Origin of the sequence: Microcystis sp. M_QC_C_20170808_M3Col (assembly GCF_007095505.1) — a bacterium.
Classification (GTDB): domain Bacteria; phylum Cyanobacteriota; class Cyanobacteriia; order Cyanobacteriales; family Microcystaceae; genus Microcystis.
Genome location: NZ_SFBY01000073.1, coordinates 1 through 20,736, shown reverse-complemented (window position 1 = coordinate 20,736; position 20,736 = coordinate 1). Strand labels below are relative to the sequence as shown.

The following is a 20,736-nucleotide window of genomic DNA, read 5'->3' as shown; positions in this document are numbered from 1 at the left end:
TTCAGCCCTTGATCAATCCATCTGAACCAGGGGAAAAGATGCTTTGCGGCTATTCCATCGAGGATGTTCCGCATCTGCTCTACTGTCGGGATATTGACCAAACCAAACAGACTTTGAGCATTATCTCGTCCACAACGACTATTCAGTTGACGCTGATATTCTAGAAATGATTCATTCTGGCGAAAAAAGGCGGCGAATGCCCCTAATATTGCGTCTTTCAGACTGTAGCGGGTAGCATTGCCGGCACTTCGAGGGTCAGTTATCCCAGCGATAACTACCTGGAAATAGCTCAGCATCCCCAGAAAACCCAGTTGTTTGACTTCCATTCCTGCGAAACCCACTGTTCAAACCCTTCACTCCATTTTGAAAGGCAAGAGTAAGACGGGTTCTGTATTCTGTGCTACCGTTTGCATTGGGAATTGCTGGTTGTTGGCAGGCTTTTTGGCTGTGATCGGTAAACAGTAAACTGAAAACTCAAATCTGATCACTGATAACTGATCACTGATCACTGAATCGCCCCTCTTGCCTCTGAGAAAAAAAAATGCTATGATGGGAACAAATCGGGCTTCTACGTTGGTGACTGCCTTTCAAGTTTTTTGATCTATGCTTGATTGTGATAAGGGAGCGAATAACCAATCCGTGTGGTAGTAAACCGAGCTTGTACTCGGAAACAGAAACGCGGAATATAAGTTCCCACCTGGTTAACCCAGGTCATAAACTTAGGTAAAACGGCGTAGCGGTCTTTTCAAGTTTTTTGAGCATATCAGAGTCCCTGTACTTCGTTGGTTTTGCCCTCCTCGCTGGCCAAAAAAGCTCTGATTTATATTTTTTCTAGGTTAAAGACTGCTGTTTTCGGTAACGCTTGTCACCGCTAAATTGTGACAATCCGGACTACACTAGGGAGAAATTTATGAATTATTGTTAAGCAATGACTGAAAAACAGCCAAGAGTTGTTATCATCGGCGGCGGATTTGCGGGTTTATACACGGCCAAAGCCCTAAAAAACGCCCCCGTTCATGTTACCCTCATCGATAAGCGAAATTTCCATCTTTTTCAGCCCCTCCTCTATCAAGTCGCTACTGGGGCGCTCTCTCCGGCCGATATCTCCTCACCTTTGCGCTTAATCCTACGGGGTCATGAGAATACAGATATTCTCCTCGATCACGCCATAGATATAGATCCGGTCAAGGGAGAAGTGATCTTGAAAGATCACCCGCCGATCGCCTACGATCAGTTAGTTATTGCCACGGGAGTCAGTCATCACTATTTTGGCAATGATCAATGGCAACCCTACGCTCCCGGGTTAAAAACCATTGAAGACGCAGTGGAAATGCGTCGTCGCATCTATCTCGCTTTCGAGAAGGCCGAGAAAGAAACCGATACCGAAAAGCGGCAAGCTTTATTAACTTTTGTTATTGTCGGTGGCGGACCGACGGGGGTAGAATTAGCAGGTGCGATCGCCGAAATTGCCCACGGTGCGCTTAGGTCGGATTTTCACCAGATTAACCCCACAGAAGCGAAAATTTTGCTCTTAGAAGGGATGGATCGAGTATTACCTCCCTATGCCCCCGATTTATCCGCTAAAGCTGCCGCTTCTCTCACAAAATTAGGGGTGACAGTGCAAACTAACAGCATCGTTACCAATATTGTTGAAGGTTGTGTCAGCGTCCGTCAGGGAGAAAAGACGACAGAAATCGCCGCCGAGACAATTTTATGGGCAGCAGGGGTAAAAGCATCGAGAATGGGGCGAATTTTGGCCGAAAGAACCGGGGTAAATCTCGATCGCGTCGGCCGGGTAATCGTTGAACCAGATTTAAGTATCGCCGGTTATGCCAATATTTTTGTGATCGGGGATCTGGCTAATTTTGCCCATCAGGGAGATAAACCTTTACCCGGAATTGCCCCCGTGGCCATGCAGGAGGGCGAATATCTGGCCAATTTATTAATTTCTCGCCTAAAAGGGCAAACTATTCCACCTTTTCATTATATCGATCGAGGTAGTCTGGCAGTTATCGGCCAAAATGCGGCCGTGGTTGATTTGGGATTTGTCAAGTTTTCCGGGTTCATCGCTTGGTTAGTCTGGGTTTGGGCCCATATTTACTATCTGATCGAATTTGATAATAAATTAGTGGTGATGGTGCAATGGGGTTGGAATTATTTTACCCGCGGTCGTGGCGCTCGTTTGATTACGGGAGAGGGGCAAAATTTAGCTTCTGGACAATTGCCGCAAAATAACGGCCAAAATAATAATCTAGCCGTTTCTAGCCAGACGGAAACTCTCTCTGCACCGATTGTGAAAGTGTGAAAAAATAGCCGTGATTATCCAGTTATCAGTTAGCAGGTAAGAACAATCGATCAATAATGAAAATAGAACGTCCTAACAGTCTAGAAATTACCCCAGAGGAAAGCCAAGAATTAGAATATTTACGAGTTAGAATTGAACGAGCGATCAAAGATGGTGTGATCACAAGAATAGAATTTGAATCGATTAAAATGATCATGTTTTCTAACAAGAAAAACAATCCCGACCAAATCCTTCGTCAGGTGACACTCTATCGCAAGTTAGTCGTTGAAAAACTGAATAATAGCGAACTAATTTTTGAATCTCCTCAATAGGGCGGAATCCTGTTGTCTTGTCTTATTCTTTTTTGTCGCTACCGGGAAAAGCTCGACCTTGAATATTTTCTAAAGCTGAAACTGCCGCCCTAGAACCAGCGATAATATCTCGTTCTTCTCCCCCTAAATATAAGCGGCCAAAACTGCCCACGGAAGTAACGTGTAGGATATTAATTAAAGCGGCTTTTTCGGCCTGATTAGCGGCCAGGGAAGCGTAGGCGGCCGGCTGCACTTCTAGAACATATAAAGTCTGTCCTGCCATTAACATCATACCCCGAGAACTACGGTTAATTAATTGGGCTTGGTAAGCGTCAATGTTGCGAATAATTTGGCTGGAGACAATTTGCGGTTTCAGACAATCGCGCTGACTAACGCCTAAATACTGCAAAATTGCCTGACCGGCCGCCCTTACCTCTCCCTGACTGCTAGAATGGAGTTCTAAGAGTCCATAGAGTCGTTCTACGAATAGAACCCCCGGACGAACCACGGCGGATTTGAGGGCAATATCGGTGATGCGATTAATCTCGATGCCGGGGGAAATTTCAATCCAGAGGGAAGCATCCCCGGGTAAGGGTAAAAATCCTTGGGCGACTGTACCGATGTAAGCGGCGTGTTGAAGCTGTAAATTGTCAAGATAAACGTAACTGCGAAGTTCTACACCCAAGCTAATTTCTCCCTCTTTCTGTCCTCTGGCAAATCCCCATTCCAACCCCGGAGCGACGATTAATCAATCCTTAATTAGGGCTTAGGCATTACCATCTTTCACTATAGTATAGAATTAGTGGCCTTTAAATTTACCTGGGGAGAAGCGGTAAAAAAACTATAATTATGGGGACAAACTGAGGGAAAAACCAACATGACGATTCTTTTAGGGGGAGATATCGGGGGAACTAAAACAATCCTGCGTTTAGTGGATTGCCAAAACTCAGCCGATAGTCCCCAACCCCGGCTAACTACTCTCGATCAAGAAATTTATCCTAGTAAACAATACCCCGATCTGGTGCCGATCGTCCAGCAGTTTTTGGCCCGACAAGTCACTATTCCCTCGGTGGAAAAAGCCTGTTTCGGTATTGCCGGTCCAGTGGTTAACAATAGTTCCGAATTGACTAATTTAAGTTGGTTCCTAACTGGCGATCGCCTAAGCCACGAGCTGCAGATTGAGCGAGTAAAATTAATTAATGATTTTGCGGCGATCGGTTATGGGGTGTTAGGATTAGCCCCAGAGGAGCTGCACAATCTACAGTCGGCCCCGGCAGTACCAGAGGCCCCGATTGCGGTTATTGGTGCAGGAACTGGGTTAGGAGAGGGTTTTTTGATTCCTGTCTCGAAAGGTAAATATCGGGTGTTTGGTAGTGAGGGTTCCCACGCCGATTTTGCCCCTCGATCGAGTTTAGAATATCAACTATTAAATTATCTCTTGGAACTCTATAATATCGAGCGCATTTCGGTGGAGCGAGTGGTTTCCGGGCAAGGAATCACTTCTATCTATCGATTTCTCCACGATAGTAACTATAGTCAGTCATCACCGGCCATGGCGGAAATTTACCGCACTTGGTTAGAAGAAATGGGTAAACCGCAAAAAACCGTCGATTTAGCGGCTAAAATTGCTAGTTTTGCCCAAGATGACTCGGATTATCTCTGTTATCAAACCATGAAAATCTTTGTCGAGGCCTACGGTGCGGAAGCGGGCAATTTAGCCCTCAAGTTGCTTCCCTACGGAGGATTATACATCGCGGGAGGGATTGCGGCCAAAAATCTTCCCCTAATGACCGAGGGTAGCTTTATGAAGGCTTTTCGGGCTAAAGGTCGGATGAGGGAGCTATTAAGCAATATTCCCGTTTATATCGTTCTTAATACCCAAGTGGGACTAATGGGGGCAGTTTCCTGCGCTAGTCAGCTTTGAGCGAGGGTTGACTGGATTTTACCAACGGCAGCAGCGATTGAGGTAAGCGATCAAAAAAATGTTCTCCATCACGGTTTTCCTGCCCTTGGCTGTGCTTGGGGGGGCTTAGATGTTATTTTTGGGGTTTATCAACAAAAGCCGCTATAAAGCCGAAAAAATGCCGAGCAACAGCTAGAAAAAGCCCTACTGTCCTGTGAAGAAAAAATGTTAAATTGCGACCGGGCCAGTTTTGCCGACAAACTGCACTGGTGCGGTGATGGAAAATAGCCTAGGGCAGTTGCTCTGGCTGGGGGGTCAATGCTATGATTAGGAAGACTTTTGCGGGTATAGTTCAGTGGTAGAACGTCACCTTCCCAAGGTGAATGTCGCGCGTTCGAGTCGCGTTACCCGCTTCTGACGACAATTGATGTAATATATGAATTAACTGGCAAGATGGGCATGAGCAAGTTAACCCCTTTGGCTGTTAACTGTCCTGTCAAGCTGCTCTAGGGCAAAGATAATCCTATCGCTACCATGAAACTAATTATCGGGGGACGTTACCAGGTTATTAAACCCCTAAGTCAAGGGGCTTTTGGTCAAACTTTTTTAGCTCAAGATAACTATCGCCGCGGCCGTCCTCAATGTGTGGTCAAACAGTTAATGCCCCAAGTGGTTAACGAAGTTACTATAGGATTATTTGAGAGTGAGGCCAGAGCTTTAGAAAAACTCGGCCATCATCCTCAAATACCGCAATTTTTCGCCAGTTTTCAGGAAAATAATTCTTTTTATATCGTTCAAGAATTTATCGATGGTCACGATCTTAGTCAGGAAATCTCTAATGGTAAGCGTTTAGAAGAGAGTCAGGTAATTCAGTTATTAAAAGATATCTTGGAAGTTCTGGCTTTTGTCCACCAAAATAATATCATTCACCGAGATATAAAACCCAATAATATTATCCGTCGCCACGAGGGCAAGTTGGTTTTAATCGACTTTGGTGGAGTCAAACAAGTGGGGACTCAATGGCTAAAAGCAAAACAGACCAGTGTGTCCATTGGGATTGGCACCCCTGGTTATATGCCTAGTGAACAGGCGCAAAATAAACCGCGATTGTCTAGCGATGTCTATGCCGTGGGAATCATCGCTATTCAAGCCTTAACTGGTCTCAAACCGACGCAATTTCCCGAAGATGCCGAAACCGGAGAAATCGCTTGGCGCAATCAGGCCGATGTTAGAGATGATCTAGCAGTTATTATCGATAAAATGACCCGTTATGACTGGCGCCAACGCTTTCCCTCGGCAGCAGAAGTTTTAGATGCCATAAAACAGTTACTGCAATTGCGTCACCAACAAGCTTTAATCAGGGAAATTTCACCAGAGGAGCTGTTTTATCGCGGTAACGCACACCTCGATTTGGGGGAGCATCTGGAAGCAGTTCAGTTGTATCAGCAGTCCCTGCGAAAAAAGCCCAATTTTGTCAATGCTTGGTATAATCGCGGTCTGGCCTTGCAAAGATTGGGGCGTTTTCCCGAAGCTTTAGGGTCTTTTAATCAGGTAATTCAATTAGAGAATAATAATGCTCGGGCTTGGTTTTATCGCGGCATCGCTTTAGCTAATTTACGACAAATCAGCGCCGCAATCGCATCTTGGGATAAGGCAATTCAACTGCAGCCAGATTATCTGGAAGCATGGCATTACAAGGGCATGATTTTATGTCGGATGCAACATTATGCGGAAGGTATAGCGGTTTATAATCAGGCCCTGGCCATTAAATCCGATGCTAATGTTTGGTTTAGCAAAGGCGAAGCTTTACGGGAATTAGAACGACTCAGTGAAGCGGTCGCCGCTTATAATAAGGCTTTACAGTTACAATCCCAAAAGGCTGAGGCATGGTATCAACGGGGTTGTTGTCTCTACAAGTTAAAATGTTTCTCGGAAGCAGTGGTTTCTTTTAACCAAACCCTACAACTAGAGCCTAGCCATCAATTCGCTCTCCAACAACGGAATTTAGCCCTTAATCACCTGAAATTGTAGGCAGCGAGCCAGCATTTTGGGGGATTAATCCGGTTCCTCTAGCCATTTTTGCCAGATATCCGGACGACGTTCCTTAGTGCGATCGAGTTGTTGTTGATAGCGCCAATCGGCGATATCCTGATGATTACCCGAGCGCAAAACCGGCGGCACTTGCCAACCGCGAAAGACCGGCGGCCGGGTATATTGGGGATAATCCAATAAACCTGCCTCAAAACTCTCCAATTTCAACGATTCTGCCTTACCTACCGTCCCAGGTAACAACCGCGTCACCCCGTTAATAATCGCTAAAGCAGGGATTTCCCCACAAGTTAGGACAAAATCCCCTAAAGATACCTCTCTAGTCACCAAATGCTCACAAACACGCTCATCTACCCCTTCATAATGCCCGCAGATGAGAATTAACTGCTGATAACTACCGGCCCAAGTTTTCAGTAAAGCTTGATTGAGAGGTTCCCCCTGGGGAGTCATCAGCACAATCTCCCGGGGTGGTAAAATTTCTAAAGACTCGATCGCCTCAAAAATTGGCTCTGGTTTTAATAACATTCCCACACCACCACCGTAGGGTTCATCATCGACACGACGGTGTTTATCGTGGGCAAAATCCCGGAGATTGAGCAAATTTACCCTAGCGATGTCGCGTTCGAGAGCTTTTGCCAACAACCCCGACTGCAGCGGTGAGGTAAAAAAATCGGGAAAGAGAGTAATGATGTCAAACTGCACGGGAAAAATTAAGGCCTAGACTGGGATAGTGTTTAATGTATCATTTTGTCACGGTTCGATCGGTTAAAATCTTGCTAATTTGGCGCTAGTCTATCTCGATAACATGATAGACTATGCTGTACTGTCTAGGGGTTTTTCTGGCTCTAGCTTGAGTGATCGAAGTCTAGCCTAGACTTAAAGTTAACTAACAGTCCGTCATTGCCAGTGGCTCGAAGAAAATTGCTAAAATCGCCTCTACTATTGCTTGATGTCCCGAAAAATATTCCTAAACCGCATTTTTTTCCGTCAACCGTTCAGGGAAAATAACATCAAGATACTTGTCCATCTTCCCGAAAAACCTTCCATCCCTAAAAATGTCTATTCGTTCAGTGACATGATCATCGAGCTAGAAACCCAACACCACGAAAATCCTACCCCCATATCTCTCAAAACGGCGATTTTAGTCATTGGTGGTGCCGAGGATAAAGTCCACGGTAAAGAGATACTGCACACCTTTTGGAATCGCGCCGGGGGTAGCGAAGCGGTGATCGCTATTGTTCCCTCCGCTTCCAGAGAACCGGTTTTAATTGGCGATCGCTATCAGAAGATTTTCGAGGAAATGGGGGCAAAATACGTCAAAGTTATTGATATTCGCGATCGTGTACAGGGAGAAGATCCCCAATTTCAAGCCTACATCGAAGAATGTACAGGTGTATTTATGACCGGAGGCGACCAGCTGCGTTTATGCGGTTTGCTCTCCGATACCCCCCTGATGGAAAGGATCAGACAAAGAGTGCAACAGGGAGAACTGACTCTGGCCGGAACTAGCGCCGGGGCCGCCGTTATGGGTCATCACATGATTGCTGGGGGCAGCAGCGGGGAAGCACCCAATCGGGCCCTAGTAGATATGGCCATGGGATTAGGTCTCATTCCTGAAGTCATTGTCGATCAACACTTCCACAATCGCAACCGCATGGCTCGGTTAATGAGCGCTATCTCCGGTTATCCCGAACGTTTAGGAATTGGCATCGATGAGGATACCTGCGCTATGTTTGAGCGGGATGGCACGATGACGGTAATCGGCTGCGGTACAGTGACGGTAATTGATGCTAGGGAAATGTCCCACACCAACCACCATCACGTCACCGCTAACGAACCCCTGAGTCTGCATAATCTGCGGGTACATATTCTTGCCTACGGTGATGGCTATCATCTCAAAAAACAGCAAGTGATCGCTAAATTAGGGTAAAAAAACTCCCGAAAAACTGTTCATAGTGAACAGTCTACTAATCTCGGAAAACCAGACAATAAACAACGGCTTCTTTGTGCTTCTCAACAGCGAACATCGGCTATATCATGAAAATTATCAGAACCCAAACCCTGCGCGGTCCCAACTACTGGAGTATTCGTCGCGACAAGCTCATTGTTATGCGTCTAGATCTCGAAGAGCTCGCAGAGAAGCCATCGAATGAAATCCCAGGCTTTTACGAGGGATTAATCGACGTTCTCCCCAGTTTAGTCGAACATTACTGCTCCCCCGGTTATCGCGGCGGTTTCTTTGAACGAGTCCGCACTGGTACTTATATGGGCCATATTATCGAACATATCGCCCTAGAATTGCAGGAACTGGCAGGAACTCCCGTCGGGTTTGGTCGCACTAGAGGCACTTCCACCCCCGGAGTCTATAACGTGGTATTTGAGTACGTTGACGAGCAAGCGGGACGTTATGCGGGTCGGGCTGCCGTGCGTTTGTGTCAATCCCTTGTCGATACGGGAACCTATTCTAAGGAAGAATTGGCCCAGGATTTAGCCGATTTACGCGATTTATGCAATAATGCCGCCCTTGGTCCGAGTACCGAAACCATCGTCAAAGAAGCACAAGCTAGAAATATCCCCTGGTTACTCCTGAGCGCTCGTTCCATGGTGCAATTGGGCTATGGCGTTCACCAAAAGCGCATTCAAGCCACTTTAAGCAGTTTTTCGGGGATTTTAGCCGTTGAGTTGGCCTGTGACAAGGAAGGCACGAAAACTATCCTCAAGGATGGAGGGATTCCAGTCCCCCGGGGTACGGTGATTCAATACTTGGATGAATTGCCAGAGGCAATCGAGGAAGTGGGAGGATTTCCCATCGTGATTAAGCCCCTCGATGGCAACCACGGCCGCGGCATCAGCATCGATGTTAAAAATCAACAGGAAGCAGAGGAAGCCTATGATCTAGCCAGTGCCGCCTCGAAAACCCGCAGCGTGATCGTAGAAAGGTACTATAAAGGCAGTGATCACCGAATTTTAGTCATAAATGGCAAAGTTGCCGCCGTGGCCGAACGGATTCCCGCTCACGTCGTCGGTGATGGGCGCTCAACTATAGAAGAATTAATCGAAATTACTAATCGGGATCCCAACCGGGGTGACGGTCACGCCAACGTTTTAACTAAAATAACCATTGACAAAACCGCCCTTAATGTGCTAGGAAAACAGGGCTATGAATTAACCAGCATTTTACCCCAAGGAGCGATCGCCTATCTGCGGGCCACCGCTAATTTAAGCACCGGCGGCATCGCCGTGGATCGTACCGACGAAATTCACCCCGAAAACGTCTGGATCGCCCAAAGAGTGGCAAAATTAATCGGTTTGGACATTGCCGGTATCGATGTGGTGACAGATGATATCCGCAAACCCCTGAAAGAAGTGGACGGGGTAATCGTAGAAGTCAACGCTGCCCCCGGTTTTCGGATGCACGTCGCCCCTAGTCGCGGTTTACCCCGCAATATCGCCGCCCCAGTTATCGATATGTTATTCCCCCCCGGGACTCCCAGTCGCGTGCCAATTCTGGCGATTACGGGAACTAACGGCAAAACCACCACTAGCCGCTTAATTTCTCATATTTGCCGACAAACGGGGAAAGTAGTCGGATTTACCACGACGGACGGGGTATATATCGATGATTATCTGGTAGAAAAGGGCGATAACACCGGTCCCTACAGCGCCGGTATGATTTTGAAGGAGCCCACAGTCGAGATTGCCGTGTTAGAAACGGCCCGGGGTGGTATCCTGCGATCGGGTTTAGCCTTTAATCAGTGCGATGTGGGAGTGGTGTTAAATGTGGCCGCCGACCATTTGGGTATCGGGGATATCGACACCATCGAACAGATGGCGAAGGTAAAAAGCGTTGTGGCCGAGGTGGTTAGCGCCGAGGGTTACGCGGTCTTAAATGCCGATGACCCTTTGACCGTTAGTATGGCCGAAAAAGTAAAGGGAAGAGTCGCTTATTTTTCCATGAGTCCCGATAACCCGATTATTCACGACCATATCCGTCGCGGTGGCATGGCCGCCATCTATGAGAATGGCTATCTGTCGATTCTAGAGGGAGAATGGACGCTGAGAATCGAGGAAGCAGTCAATATTCCCGTGACTATGCAGGGAATGGCTCCTTTTATGATTGCTAACGCCTTGGCCGCCTGTTTAGCGACTTTTGTGCAGGGTATCGATATCGAGTTAATTCGCCAAGGGATCCGAACTTTTAAACCTTCCGTGGCCCAGACCCCCGGCAGGATGAACCTGTTTGACTTGGGACATCATCACGCTTTAATCGATTATGCCCATAATCCCGCCGGATACGAAGCCGTCGGCGGTTTTGTCGGCAATTGGTCCGGGGAAAAAGTCGGCGTGGTTGGGGGACCTGGCGATCGACGCGATGATGATTTAATTTTATTAGGGAAATTATCGGCCCAAATGTTCGATCGAATTATTGTCAAGGAAGATAACGATACTCGCGGTCGCCGACGGGGGGAAGTGGCCGATTTAATTCTCAGGGGAATTAGCCAAGAAAATGTCAGTATGCGTCCGGAAGTTATTCTCGATGAAACGGAGGCTTTAGAGAAGGCTTTAAGCACGGTTTCTGAGGGGGGTTTAGTGGTAATTTTCCCGGAAAGTGTCACCCAGGCGATCGATTTGATCGAGAAACATCAACCCCCTACTTATGATCGGGGTTAGCAGTTAGGAAAAATAGCTAGAAAATAAAGTAGTGCCAATTGTTACTGAGTACGATGGTTTAATCAAAATCAGCCGAAATCCCTATTATGAGACTCGGCTTGGTTCCGCTTATTTGGGTAATAGCCTGACACTGATGGGGGAGTTGCCGGATGAGAGTGTCGATTTGATTTGTACTTCCCCACCTTTTGCCTTAGTAAGAAAAAAAGAGTATGGCAATGTGGACGCTGATGATTATGTTGAATGGTTTAAAATATTTGCTGGTGAATTTTATCGTATTCTCAAGCCCAAAGGCTCCCTAGTTATAGATATTGGTGGTAGTTGGCTTAAAGGTTTTCCCGTCCGTTCTCTGTATCATTTCGAGTTAGTTATAGAACTTTGTAAACCGAGATTAGAAGGTGGACTAGGTTTTTTTCTCGCCCAAGAACTTTTTTGGTATAATCCAGCCAAACTTCCTACCCCCGCAGAATGGGTGACAGTTAGGAGGGAACGAGTCAAGGATGCTGTCAATACGGTTTGGTGGTTATCGAAGGAGCCGCACCCGAAAGCAAACAACAAGAGAGTTTTACGGCCTTATAGCGAGGCAATGAAAAACCTGATTAAAAATGGTTATGAGGCCAAACTGCGCCCGTCAGGACATGATATTTCCACTAAATTTCAGAATGACCGAGGAGGAGCTATTCCCCCAAATATTATTACTGATTCTATTCGGGAAAGAGGCGAGTCTATAGGTAGTCCAGTGCTAGGAGAGTTCAACTGGATTTTAGAGCATGATTTAGGGCAGCCAGTAAATGTTATATCTGCTTCTAACACGGCATCTAATGATTACTATCAAAGAAGATGTAAGGAAGAAGGGGTGAAACCCCATCCTGCTAGATTTCCGCAAGCTTTACCCGAATTTGTTATTAGTCTCTGTACTGAGCCTGGGGATTTAGTTCTCGATCCTTTTGCTGGTTCAAACATGACAGGACGAGTAGCTGAAACCCTTGAGCGTCGTTGGTTAGCGTTTGAATTAAATGAAGATTATATGATAGCGTCGCAGTTTCGATTTGAACAAGATGCTCCTTTAGTCGTAGCGCCTATAAAGGATAGAAAAACTCTTAAAGCACGAGCCTTAGAACTGGCTAATGATTATCCTGACAAAAGCTTAACAATGGATAATCAAAAACCTTTTGTTCAGTTGGATTTGTTTCCTGCAAGCGATGATAGTATGACAGACAAAAAAATCATCAGATTTACCTACGGCGACCAGTTTTCTCCTAAGCAATTTCAAGTATCTGAATTAGTACAACTTTGTTCTGATTGTCTTCCCGATCGTCGAGTGCTTCAGGATGAGATTGCTAAACGTTATTATGCTGGTCATTCCAGCCAAAACGATCTACAGAAAGGAGAGAATCGTGGCAAACTTGCCATGAATACATTTCTTTCCCTTCGTGCTTATAAGTTGGTTGAATCAATTGATGGTGATGATTGGCAGTATCGACTCACGGATATCGCTAATGAAATATTAGACAATCAACAAGATAGTGAGACAGTTTTCACAATTTTTGCTCGCCATATTCTTGTTAACCTAACTGGAATGTCCCTAATAAAAGCCATAGAAGCGATTAATAGCAGGGGAGATAAACCCCAGCTAGAAATCATCGCTTACGAACTTCAAGAAATGGGGTATTCACTCTCGACCAATTGTACTTATGTTAGTACCATGAGACAATGGTTACAAGAAGCCAAAGTCCTAGAGAAAAGTTACGAGATTAACTGGGATCGAGTCTATGATCTATTAGAACTCGATCGAGACTATATTGACGAGCTTTATACTCTTAGTTCAGAACAAAAATATTTTTTACTGGCTATGCTTCAGATGGCGATTACTGAGCTAACCGAGTGGAATAAAATTACCAGATACGCCACCAGTGTTTATAAAATCCGATTCCCCTCGAAATCTTTTGTTCAGGATATTATTCAACCTTTAGTAAAAGTCGGCTTAATTGCAACTGAGAAAACAACCGGTGGACGAGGAGCGAAACCTAATCTTGTCAAGCTTACTGAGAAATCACAGCTAGAACTGTTATCTAGATTATTACAATCTATATCCGATATTACAGAAATCTCCCAAACGGAGCTAAATCGAAGTTTTGAAGATGTTGTTAATGACCTAGATAATCCCGATAAACATATTAAAGGTAAAGCTCTTGAACTGCTGGCGATTTGGATGATTCGTCTCACCAGTCTTAGATTCACAAAATGGCGGAAAAGAGACTATGAAACTGGACAGGGTGAAGTAGATGTTCTGGCAGCATCAGACCGCTTTGTTTATCATCGTTGGCAAATTCAGTGTAAAAATACAAAGCGAGTAGATGTAGAAGTATTAGCCAAAGAAGTTGGTATGACCTTCGTAACGGGGTCTGACGTAGTTATGATTGTGACTACTGGTGAATTTACTAGAGACGCTTTTCAGTATGCTTATCGAATGATGGAAGTATCGAGATACTATATGGTGTTGATACAAAAAGAAGACATTGATGCAATTAAACAAGATAGAACCAATATTATTAAAATTCTTGATCGTCGTGCAAGGCGCGTGTTCGCCAAGAAAGAGTTGGGCTTAACTGATGATACAATTGACGAGATAGAAATTGAAGATAATTCACTGGCAGAGTTATTGGAAGTCTCTGGAGAGGAATAAAATTCCAGAAAATATTCAGCTTGGCATCAGTCAACGATTTTGAAAAGCTTCGATCGCCAGCAAAGTATCCCTAGGGCTTGCTGAATAAATCTAAAAACTTTGTTGGATAAGGCTTTTAGACTTTTTTTCCCTCAAAAAGTGCCTACCCTTGGAGTGATCGGGGGTAAAATTCCGGGACTTTTTCCCTGAAAATTAGGTAACTGACTACCTCAAAATCGGTAAAACCCTACACCCTACACCCCACACCCCACACCCTGCCCCCACGAAAAACTTTTTCAGCAGACCCTAGCTATCTCGCCATTGAGATAACTGCTGTCGAACGCTAATTGCCTACTCTCATCTGAACCAAATTCTTAAATCTTACTGAAATCGTCTAAAACTGACTGAAAGTGTCGGCTAATTTATCAGCAATTCCCTCGATCCAAATTTCATCTTGTTTAGTATAACTGCGCGGCGCATTGGCCGCCAAAATTAACACCCCTTCCTTACCGATGGGTTGACAGATTAAGCCTTGGGTGTTTTCTGGCAAATAGTCAAACTCGATTTTAGCGGGATATAAATTTAAATTAACTAAATAAACGGCTTTACCGGTTTCTAAAACTCTTTTGATAATATTACTAACTTTAACTTCAGAATTCTCCCTTAGGATACCGCGACGTAATAAAACTTCTCCCCGATAATAAACGATCAGAGATTTTGTCACGGTGTTAGTTAAAAGTAAATGGGAAGCCCAAGCAAGCTCAATTTTAACCGGTTCTGGCAAATCTGGGGCAAATTCCAGGCCTTCGCGCCCGATTAATTCCACAGCATCCGGTAAGCGGGGTTGAACTCTTTGCCAGATTAAACCCACCAAAATTAAAACCCCACTCAAAATCACTCCCATCACATCGGAACGCGCTTGCGATGGGGTTAAATCGGCAGTGGCAAAACGATTAAACATTAATACCGTACCCCCGACGATGCCGGCGAACAGGGGTAACAGTCTTAAAATACGATCGGGATCAGCTTGTGCCATAGCTGAGAACTATTCCTCGTCTAGTTCTAGAATACGTTGAAAAAGATAGCCTGTACCTCTAGCGGTGAGAATTAACTCAGGATTGCTGGGATCATCCTCTAATTTGGCTCGTAAACGGGAAATATGCACATCTACCACCCGCGTATCCACATGACGTTCGGGGGTATAACCCCAAACTTCCTGAAGGATTTCCGAGCGCGAAAAAGCTTCTCCCGATCGACTGACCAATAATTCTAGTAAACTAAATTCCATACCGGTCAGACGGATGCGTTCATCCCCCTTATAAACTTGGCGTTTATTGGTATCGATTTTAATTGAACCGATATGAATCACACCAGAACTGGGAATCCCCGGGGCGCCATTTTTCTCTACCCGACGCAACACCGAACGAATCCGCGCTTCGAGTTCTTTGGGAGAAAAAGGTTTAACTACATAGTCATCCGCGCCCAATTCTAGCCCGGTAATTCGATCGGCCACATCCCCCAAAGCCGTTAACATAATGATAGGAATATCCGATTCTTTGCGGAGTTCCTGACAGACACCGTAACCGTCTAATTTCGGCATCATCACATCCAAAACCACTAAATCGGGTTCAGCGGTTCGGAAGGTTTCTAAAGCTTCCTCTCCGTCGGCGGCGGTGACGACTTCATAACCAATCATCGACAAACGAGTCTCTAAGATACGACGGATGCTGGCTTCATCATCAACAACGAGAATTTTTTCCTTCTGGTTCTCCAACTGACTTAACACTCCTTAGTTAAATAGTGTGATGAATTTTAAAGTTAAATAACGAGCGTTCCTGTTTATAGAATATCCTTTTGCCGTTATCATTAAGCCTAAATTTCCTATTTTATTTCTTTTATGGCAATTATCAATAACTTTAGGGTCTTGCTTCCCCTATATCATACTTAATTAAATTTGACAAGAGAATTGATCCCCAAACCGCTTTTCTGCAACTTTTCTTAAAAAACATGGCGAAATCGCGAACAATATATATCTGTAGCGCTTGTGGGGCGGAATCTCCCCAATGGTTGGGAAAATGCCCCAGTTGTGACACCTACGGGACTTTAGAAGAACAAGTGGTGGCTGGTGGCAATAATCCGGCGGTAAATCGCCCAGGATGGCAAAATAGTCGCCCAAATAACGGCAAAGGGCAACGCAACCCCCAACCGCGCATCTCGGTTCGCTTCTCGGAAATTACCCAGTATGAACAGGAACGTTTTCCCTCCGGTTACGGGGAATTTGATCGCGTCCTCGGTGGTGGCATCGTCCCCGGTTCTCTTGTACTAATCGGCGGCGATCCGGGCATCGGCAAATCGACGCTTTTACTGCAAGTTACCAACCAACTCGCCCAAAGATTACCGCGCATCCTCTACGTTTCCGCCGAAGAATCGGGACAACAGATTAAACTGCGGGCTGCCCGTTTGGGGGTGGGAGTGGTTGCCGTGGAGTCGGAAAATAATGGCAATGGCAAGGAGAAAAAAGCCTCTGAATCAACCTCAGAACTCGATAATCATCTCTATGTTCTGCCAGAAACCGATTTAGAGGAAATTTTGCGAGAATTAGAATCTCTCCGCCCACAGGTGGCGGTAATTGACAGTATTCAAACTCTTTATTTTGGGGCGTTAACTTCCGCACCGGGATCTGTCGCCCAAGTTCGCGAATGTACCTCCGCCTTGATGCAGGTGGCAAAACGGGAGAATATTACTTTATTAATTGTCGGTCATGTGACTAAAGAAGGGGCGATCGCCGGTCCGCGAGTTTTGGAACATTTGGTCGATACGGTGTTATATTTTGAAGGCGATCGCTATGCCTCCCATCGTCTCTTAAGATCCGTGAAAAACCGTTTTGGGGCAACCCATGAGATCGGTATTTTCGAGATGGTGGATCACGGTTTGGTGGAAGTGGAAAACCCCTCGGAATTGTTTTTAGGCAATCGCGACGAATTTTCCCCCGGTACGGCGACGGTGGTAGCCTGTGAAGGTACACGCCCGATTGTGGTGGAGTTACAGGCATTAGTTAGCCCCACCAGCTACGCTTCCCCCCGAAGATCGACCACGGGCATAGAATACAACCGATTACAGCAAATTCTCGCCGTTTTAGAAAAGCGCGTCGGTATTCCTTTATCGAAATTAGATGCCTATGTTGCCTCCGCAGGAGGGTTGGGAGTGGAAGAACCGGCGGCGGATCTGGGAGTTGCGATCGCTGTTGTCGCCAGTTTTCGCGATCGAGTTGTGGATCCGCGCACAGTCTTAATCGGGGAAGTGGGATTAGGCGGACAAGTGCGCCTAGTGTCGCAAATGGAACTAAGATTAAAAGAAGCGGCGAAATTGGGCTTTAAACGGGCGATTGTCCCCAGAGGTCAAGTTTATCCCGAAGATGTGGGCTTAGAAATTGTTCCAGTCGGCAAGGTAATCGAGGCAATTGTCGCCGCAATCCCCCCCCAACAGCGCTTTGGGGAAGATATAGAAGACGAGGAAGGGGAAGGGCAAGAATAACGGTACAATGCTAAAAAAGATTAAATTACTTGGGAGATTTTCACCATGTCTGTGTTAGCTGTTGCTGCTTTGGCGGGTTATCTGATCGTTTTTACCGGAATTGCCCTCGGTCTCTTTTTCGGTCTGCGCTCCGCTAAAATTATCTAGTATCTAAACAGTAAAAAAGCTGTAGTGATCGGTTTAACTGGTCACTATTGCCAATTCTAGGGGAAATAAAAAATGACTGTTATTCCCGACTTAAAAACTCTCTACGAAATTGATGATTCTCTCTGGTTAGAAGAAACTATAGAACTGCTCAAGGCTAAAAATTTTGAAGCGTTAGATTTAGACAATTTAATCGAGGAGTTAGAAGATTTGGGAAACGAGAAGAAGTTTCGTGTGGCTAGTTTTTTACAGCAAATTATTCGTCATGCTTTGTTACTGCAATTTTGGATAAGCGAAAGAGAATATAATCAGGCTCATTGGCAAGCAGAGATAATAAGTTTTCAATATCAGTTAAAGCGCTATTTAACTACAAATCTTCGTCAATATCTAGAACAGGAATTTGAGCAAATTTACTTTGAGTCCCTGCGATACGTTCGTCAAAAAAACGATAATAAAGTTAACTTTCCTGATACCTGTCCCTACAGTTTAGAAGAACTTCTCGATCCTAATTGGCTACCACGTTACGAATAAAGGAGATAAAAAATGACTGTTATTACCGACTTAAAAATTCTCTACGAAATTGATGATTCCCTCTGGTTAGAAGAAACCATAGAACTGCTCAAGGCTAAAAGATTTGACGCTTTAGATTTAGACAATTTAATCGAGGAGTTAGAAGATTTGGGAAACGAAAAAAAGTTTCGTGTTGCCAGTTTATTAGAGCAAATTATTAGACATTTTTTACTCCTACAGTTTTGGACAAATGAAAGAGAATATAATCAGGATCACTGGGAGTTAGAAATAGTCAACTTTCAAATTCAGCTAAAAAGAGGCTTAACCACCAATCTCCGTAATTATTTACAAAATGAATTAACTAATATTTATGAAGATGCAGGTTTCTTTGTGCGGAAAAAGACAAAGAATAAAGTTACTTTCCCTGATACTTGTCCCTACAGTTTAGAAGAACTTCTCGATCCTAATTGGCTACCACCTTACGAATAAAGGAGATAAAAAATGACTGTTATTCCCGACTTAAAAACTCTCTACGAAATTGATGATTCCCTCTGGTTAGAAGAAACTATAGAACTCTTGAAAGCGAGAAGATTTGACACTTTAGATTTAGAGAATTTAATCGAGGAGTTAGAAGACTTGGGCAGCGAAAAAAAGTTTCGTGTTGCTAGTTTTTTACAGCAAATTATTCGTCATGCTTTGTTACTGCAATTTTGGACAAAGGAAAGAGAATATAATCAAAGTCATTGGGAGTCAGAACTGGTAAATTTTCAAGATCAATTAAATACCTACCTAACGGCAAGTTTACGGAAATATTTAGAACAGGAATTTGATAATATTTATCAGAAGGCAATCCGTTATGTGAGAAAAAAGACCAACAATCAAGTCAACTTTCCCAATACTTGTCCCTACAGTTTAGAAGAACTTCTCGATCCTAATTGGCTACCATCTTACGAATAAAGGAGATAAAAAATGACTGTTATTACCGACTTAAAAACTCTCTACGAAATTGATGATTCTCTCTGGTTGGAAGAAACTATAGAACTCTTAAAAGCGAAGAGATTTGACGCTTTAGACTTAGAAAACTTAATCGAGGAATTAGAAGACTTGGGAAACGAAAAAAAGTTTCGTGTTGCTAGTTTATTAGAGCAAATTATTAGAGATTGTTTATTATTACAATTTTGGCAAGATGAAAGAACATATAATCGTAGTCATTGGCGTTCAGAAATCGTCAATTTCAAAAACCAGATCGACACTTATTTAACTACTAATCTCCGCAATTATTTCACTAAAGAATTACCTCGTATTTACCAGAAAGCTTTAAATTATGTTAGAGAAAAAACCGATAATCAAGTTAGTTTTCCTGGGGAATGTCCCTACAGTTTAGAAAATCTGCTCGATCTCAATTGGTTTCCTCCAGAAAATGAATAAAGGAAAAAACGAAATGCTGAAAAAGTTTCTACGTTGGCTGATTATTGGTGGAACCTTATTTTTTGTTCTCAGTAACCTTAAAAATAACTGGGATAACGTCACCTCAGTTAGAATTGAAAATCACGGCTGGTTATTTCTTTTCTTGGCACTTGTCACCACCATTATCGCTCAAATTTGGGCAGGATGGGTGTGGACATGGATACTCAAAAGCTATCAACAACCGATTAAACCCTCCACAGGAATTGGCATCTATATGATTACCAATTTAGGAAAATATCTACCCGGTAATATCGGCCACTTTTATGCTCGCATTGTGGCAATTAATAAAGCAGGAAGTGATTGGGGAACCGCTAGTTTAAGCGTTGTATTAGAACTTTTATTGCTGGTGTGTGCAGCCTTAGCCATAGCAGTTATTGGTAGTGGTTTAGGTTGGATGAAATCTAGCTCAAGTCTAGGGATACAGATATTAGTTTTAGGATTAATTTTAATCGGCATTCATCCCAAATTTTTAAATTATCCTCTGAAAATCCTTAGCCAAAAGAAAAAGATTGCTCAAGAACCTGTTTATCTAACTAAATATCCTCTTGTACCTCTCCTGGGTGAAACTGGATTTTTATTGTGGCGCGGTGCGGGGTTTATTTTAGCTTGGATGGTATTAAAAATGATTACCCCCGCTCAGATTTTACCCCTCTTAGGAACCTTTAGTTTTGCTTGGTTATTGGGTTTAGTTGTCCCCGGTGCGCCGGGAGGATTAGGAGTTTTTGAAGCCACAGTAATCGCACTTTTAGACGCAGAAAAATTTCCCGCCGCCAACGTACTTATCACCGTTGCTATCTATCGTTTAATTAGCATTCTCTCTGAAGTCATTGCCGCCGGAATCGGGACAAAATTAGTTAAAGATAAAGCCAAGTTTTTTGGTTAGCTTAAGGATATTATACTAAATCTGGTTATTAAAAACTGATTATCTATTGCTCCTTTTTAGTATTAGTCGGTTGTGTTAGCCCAATGTAACGCACCCAGAAGAAAAGTTTTGATCATTGTTAACCGAAGATAATTTTCTCAACTCCTAACATCTATCTCCTGACTCCCAAATTCTGATGTAACATAGGATCAATAATCAGCAAAAACATGGATACTCCCACCTAGAGAGGCCGAAAAAATGACGATTGCCAAAAGCGACGAAACTGCCACCTCTCCGGCACTGATAGAAGAAGATTTCGAGGACTTCTGGGAACCCACC

18 protein-coding genes, 1 tRNA gene, 1 other RNA gene and 1 pseudogene are annotated in these 20,736 nt (G+C 44.2%); 16 read left to right on the top strand and 5 right to left on the bottom strand.

Annotation, left to right across the window (positions count from 1 at the left end):
* A pseudogene (locus tag EWV84_RS03790) lies at window positions 1-326 on the bottom strand (element excision factor XisH family protein); the annotation flags it as partial.
* A gap of 233 nt (window positions 327-559) precedes the next feature.
* On the opposite strand from EWV84_RS03790, the gene ssrS reads away from it, so the two are divergent.
* The 3 genes from ssrS to EWV84_RS03775 all read left to right on the top strand — a co-directional run bounded on the left by ssrS (window position 560) and on the right by EWV84_RS03775 (window position 2,616).
* A non-coding RNA gene (gene ssrS, locus EWV84_RS03785) (6S RNA) lies at window positions 560-747 on the top strand.
* Window positions 748-928: 181 nt separating this feature from the next.
* On the top strand, window positions 929-2,305 hold the full coding sequence (locus tag EWV84_RS03780) for an NAD(P)/FAD-dependent oxidoreductase (protein ID WP_287076559.1): 1,377 nt from the start codon (window positions 929-931) through the stop codon (window positions 2,303-2,305).
* Between the two features lie 56 nt (window positions 2,306-2,361).
* Window positions 2,362-2,616: a hypothetical protein gene (locus tag EWV84_RS03775; RefSeq protein ID WP_287076557.1), complete on the top strand. Its 255-nt coding sequence runs from the start codon at window positions 2,362-2,364 to the stop codon at window positions 2,614-2,616.
* 22 nt (window positions 2,617-2,638) lie between these two features.
* Here the strand turns inward: EWV84_RS03775 and ccmP are convergent, their stop codons facing one another.
* The gene (gene ccmP / locus EWV84_RS03770; RefSeq protein WP_002766539.1) at window positions 2,639-3,280 is read right to left on the bottom strand and encodes a beta-carboxysome protein CcmP; all 642 of its coding nucleotides are present in this window, start codon (window positions 3,278-3,280) and stop codon (window positions 2,639-2,641) included.
* Window positions 3,281-3,472: 192 nt separating this feature from the next.
* On the opposite strand from ccmP, the gene EWV84_RS03765 reads away from it, so the two are divergent.
* The 3 genes from EWV84_RS03765 to EWV84_RS03755 all read left to right on the top strand — a co-directional run bounded on the left by EWV84_RS03765 (window position 3,473) and on the right by EWV84_RS03755 (window position 6,529).
* A complete protein-coding gene (locus EWV84_RS03765; protein WP_287076554.1) occupies window positions 3,473-4,519 on the top strand; it encodes a glucokinase in 1,047 nt (348 codons plus the stop codon).
* 320 nt (window positions 4,520-4,839) lie between these two features.
* Window positions 4,840-4,911, top strand: a tRNA-Gly gene (locus EWV84_RS03760).
* Between the two features lie 121 nt (window positions 4,912-5,032).
* Window positions 5,033-6,529: a serine/threonine-protein kinase gene (locus EWV84_RS03755; protein ID WP_287076552.1), complete on the top strand. Its 1,497-nt coding sequence runs from the start codon at window positions 5,033-5,035 to the stop codon at window positions 6,527-6,529.
* Window positions 6,530-6,553: 24 nt separating this feature from the next.
* On the opposite strand, the gene trmD is transcribed toward EWV84_RS03755, so the two are convergent.
* Window positions 6,554-7,249 carry a tRNA (guanosine(37)-N1)-methyltransferase TrmD gene (gene trmD, locus EWV84_RS03750; protein ID WP_287076550.1) on the bottom strand — a complete coding sequence of 232 codons (696 nt, stop codon included), beginning with the start codon at window positions 7,247-7,249 and terminating at the stop codon, window positions 6,554-6,556.
* Window positions 7,250-7,622: 373 nt separating this feature from the next.
* Here trmD and EWV84_RS03745 point away from each other — a divergent pair, with 373 nt between their 5' ends.
* The 3 genes from EWV84_RS03745 to EWV84_RS03735 all read left to right on the top strand — a co-directional run bounded on the left by EWV84_RS03745 (window position 7,623) and on the right by EWV84_RS03735 (window position 13,901).
* The gene (locus EWV84_RS03745; protein ID WP_287076548.1) at window positions 7,623-8,477 is read left to right on the top strand and encodes a cyanophycinase; all 855 of its coding nucleotides are present in this window, start codon (window positions 7,623-7,625) and stop codon (window positions 8,475-8,477) included.
* Between the two features lie 107 nt (window positions 8,478-8,584).
* Window positions 8,585-11,218, top strand: coding sequence for a cyanophycin synthetase (gene cphA / locus EWV84_RS03740; protein ID WP_287076546.1), 2,634 nt, complete (start codon window positions 8,585-8,587; stop codon window positions 11,216-11,218).
* 31 nt (window positions 11,219-11,249) lie between these two features.
* Entirely contained in the window at window positions 11,250-13,901 is a 2,652-nt protein-coding gene (locus tag EWV84_RS03735; protein ID WP_287076544.1) for a DNA methyltransferase, read from the top strand.
* 373 nt (window positions 13,902-14,274) lie between these two features.
* On the opposite strand, the gene EWV84_RS03730 is transcribed toward EWV84_RS03735, so the two are convergent.
* Together EWV84_RS03730 and rpaB are read right to left on the bottom strand one after the other, a co-directional pair.
* The gene (locus EWV84_RS03730) at window positions 14,275-14,916 is read right to left on the bottom strand and encodes a cofactor assembly of complex C subunit B (RefSeq protein WP_286826514.1); all 642 of its coding nucleotides are present in this window, start codon (window positions 14,914-14,916) and stop codon (window positions 14,275-14,277) included.
* 9 nt (window positions 14,917-14,925) lie between these two features.
* Window positions 14,926-15,654 (bottom strand): response regulator transcription factor RpaB, encoded by a 729-nt coding sequence (gene rpaB / locus EWV84_RS03725; protein ID WP_002734727.1) that lies wholly within the window; start codon window positions 15,652-15,654, stop codon window positions 14,926-14,928.
* A gap of 233 nt (window positions 15,655-15,887) precedes the next feature.
* Between rpaB and radA the strand changes: the two genes are divergently transcribed.
* The 7 genes from radA to EWV84_RS03690 all read left to right on the top strand — a co-directional run bounded on the left by radA (window position 15,888) and on the right by EWV84_RS03690 (window position 20,418).
* A complete protein-coding gene (radA, locus tag EWV84_RS03720) occupies window positions 15,888-17,414 on the top strand; it encodes a DNA repair protein RadA (protein WP_149986179.1) in 1,527 nt (508 codons plus the stop codon).
* A gap of 45 nt (window positions 17,415-17,459) precedes the next feature.
* A complete protein-coding gene (petL, locus tag EWV84_RS03715) occupies window positions 17,460-17,561 on the top strand; it encodes a cytochrome b6-f complex subunit PetL (RefSeq protein ID WP_002752397.1) in 102 nt (33 codons plus the stop codon).
* 72 nt (window positions 17,562-17,633) lie between these two features.
* Window positions 17,634-18,089, top strand: a complete 456-nt coding sequence (locus tag EWV84_RS03710) for a DUF29 domain-containing protein (protein WP_287076541.1) — start codon at window positions 17,634-17,636, stop codon at window positions 18,087-18,089.
* A 12-nt stretch (window positions 18,090-18,101) separates the two neighbouring features.
* Complete coding sequence (locus EWV84_RS03705) at window positions 18,102-18,557, top strand: DUF29 domain-containing protein (protein ID WP_287076539.1); 456 nt, start codon at window positions 18,102-18,104, stop codon at window positions 18,555-18,557.
* A 12-nt stretch (window positions 18,558-18,569) separates the two neighbouring features.
* Window positions 18,570-19,025, top strand: a complete 456-nt coding sequence (locus tag EWV84_RS03700; protein WP_287076537.1) for a DUF29 domain-containing protein — start codon at window positions 18,570-18,572, stop codon at window positions 19,023-19,025.
* A 12-nt stretch (window positions 19,026-19,037) separates the two neighbouring features.
* Window positions 19,038-19,496 carry a DUF29 domain-containing protein gene (locus EWV84_RS03695; protein WP_287076535.1) on the top strand — a complete coding sequence of 153 codons (459 nt, stop codon included), beginning with the start codon at window positions 19,038-19,040 and terminating at the stop codon, window positions 19,494-19,496.
* Window positions 19,489-20,418 carry a lysylphosphatidylglycerol synthase transmembrane domain-containing protein gene (locus EWV84_RS03690; RefSeq protein WP_286826510.1) on the top strand — a complete coding sequence of 310 codons (930 nt, stop codon included), beginning with the start codon at window positions 19,489-19,491 and terminating at the stop codon, window positions 20,416-20,418. Before EWV84_RS03695 ends, EWV84_RS03690 begins: the two co-directional genes overlap by 8 nt.
* The last annotated feature ends 318 nt before the right edge of the window (window positions 20,419-20,736 follow it).

Bases quoted from the DNA above. Each gene is read 5' to 3' on its own strand.
- EWV84_RS03780 (WP_287076559.1), top strand. From the start codon at position 929: ATGACTGAAAAACAGCCAAGAGTTGTTATCATCGGCGGCGGATTTGCG.
- EWV84_RS03775 (WP_287076557.1), top strand. From the start codon at position 2,362: ATGAAAATAGAACGTCCTAACAGTCTAGAAATTACCCCAGAGGAAAGC.
- EWV84_RS03765 (WP_287076554.1), top strand. From the start codon at position 3,473: ATGACGATTCTTTTAGGGGGAGATATCGGGGGAACTAAAACAATCCTG.
- EWV84_RS03755 (WP_287076552.1), top strand. From the start codon at position 5,033: ATGAAACTAATTATCGGGGGACGTTACCAGGTTATTAAACCCCTAAGT.
- EWV84_RS03745 (WP_287076548.1), top strand. From the start codon at position 7,623: ATGATCATCGAGCTAGAAACCCAACACCACGAAAATCCTACCCCCATA.
- cphA (WP_287076546.1), top strand. From the start codon at position 8,585: ATGAAAATTATCAGAACCCAAACCCTGCGCGGTCCCAACTACTGGAGT.
- EWV84_RS03730 (WP_286826514.1), bottom strand. From the start codon at position 14,916: ATGGCACAAGCTGATCCCGATCGTATTTTAAGACTGTTACCCCTGTTC.
- radA (WP_149986179.1), top strand. From the start codon at position 15,888: ATGGCGAAATCGCGAACAATATATATCTGTAGCGCTTGTGGGGCGGAA.
- petL (WP_002752397.1), top strand. From the start codon at position 17,460: ATGTCTGTGTTAGCTGTTGCTGCTTTGGCGGGTTATCTGATCGTTTTT.
- EWV84_RS03710 (WP_287076541.1), top strand. From the start codon at position 17,634: ATGACTGTTATTCCCGACTTAAAAACTCTCTACGAAATTGATGATTCT.
- EWV84_RS03705 (WP_287076539.1), top strand. From the start codon at position 18,102: ATGACTGTTATTACCGACTTAAAAATTCTCTACGAAATTGATGATTCC.
- EWV84_RS03700 (WP_287076537.1), top strand. From the start codon at position 18,570: ATGACTGTTATTCCCGACTTAAAAACTCTCTACGAAATTGATGATTCC.
- EWV84_RS03695 (WP_287076535.1), top strand. From the start codon at position 19,038: ATGACTGTTATTACCGACTTAAAAACTCTCTACGAAATTGATGATTCT.
- EWV84_RS03690 (WP_286826510.1), top strand. From the start codon at position 19,489: ATGAATAAAGGAAAAAACGAAATGCTGAAAAAGTTTCTACGTTGGCTG.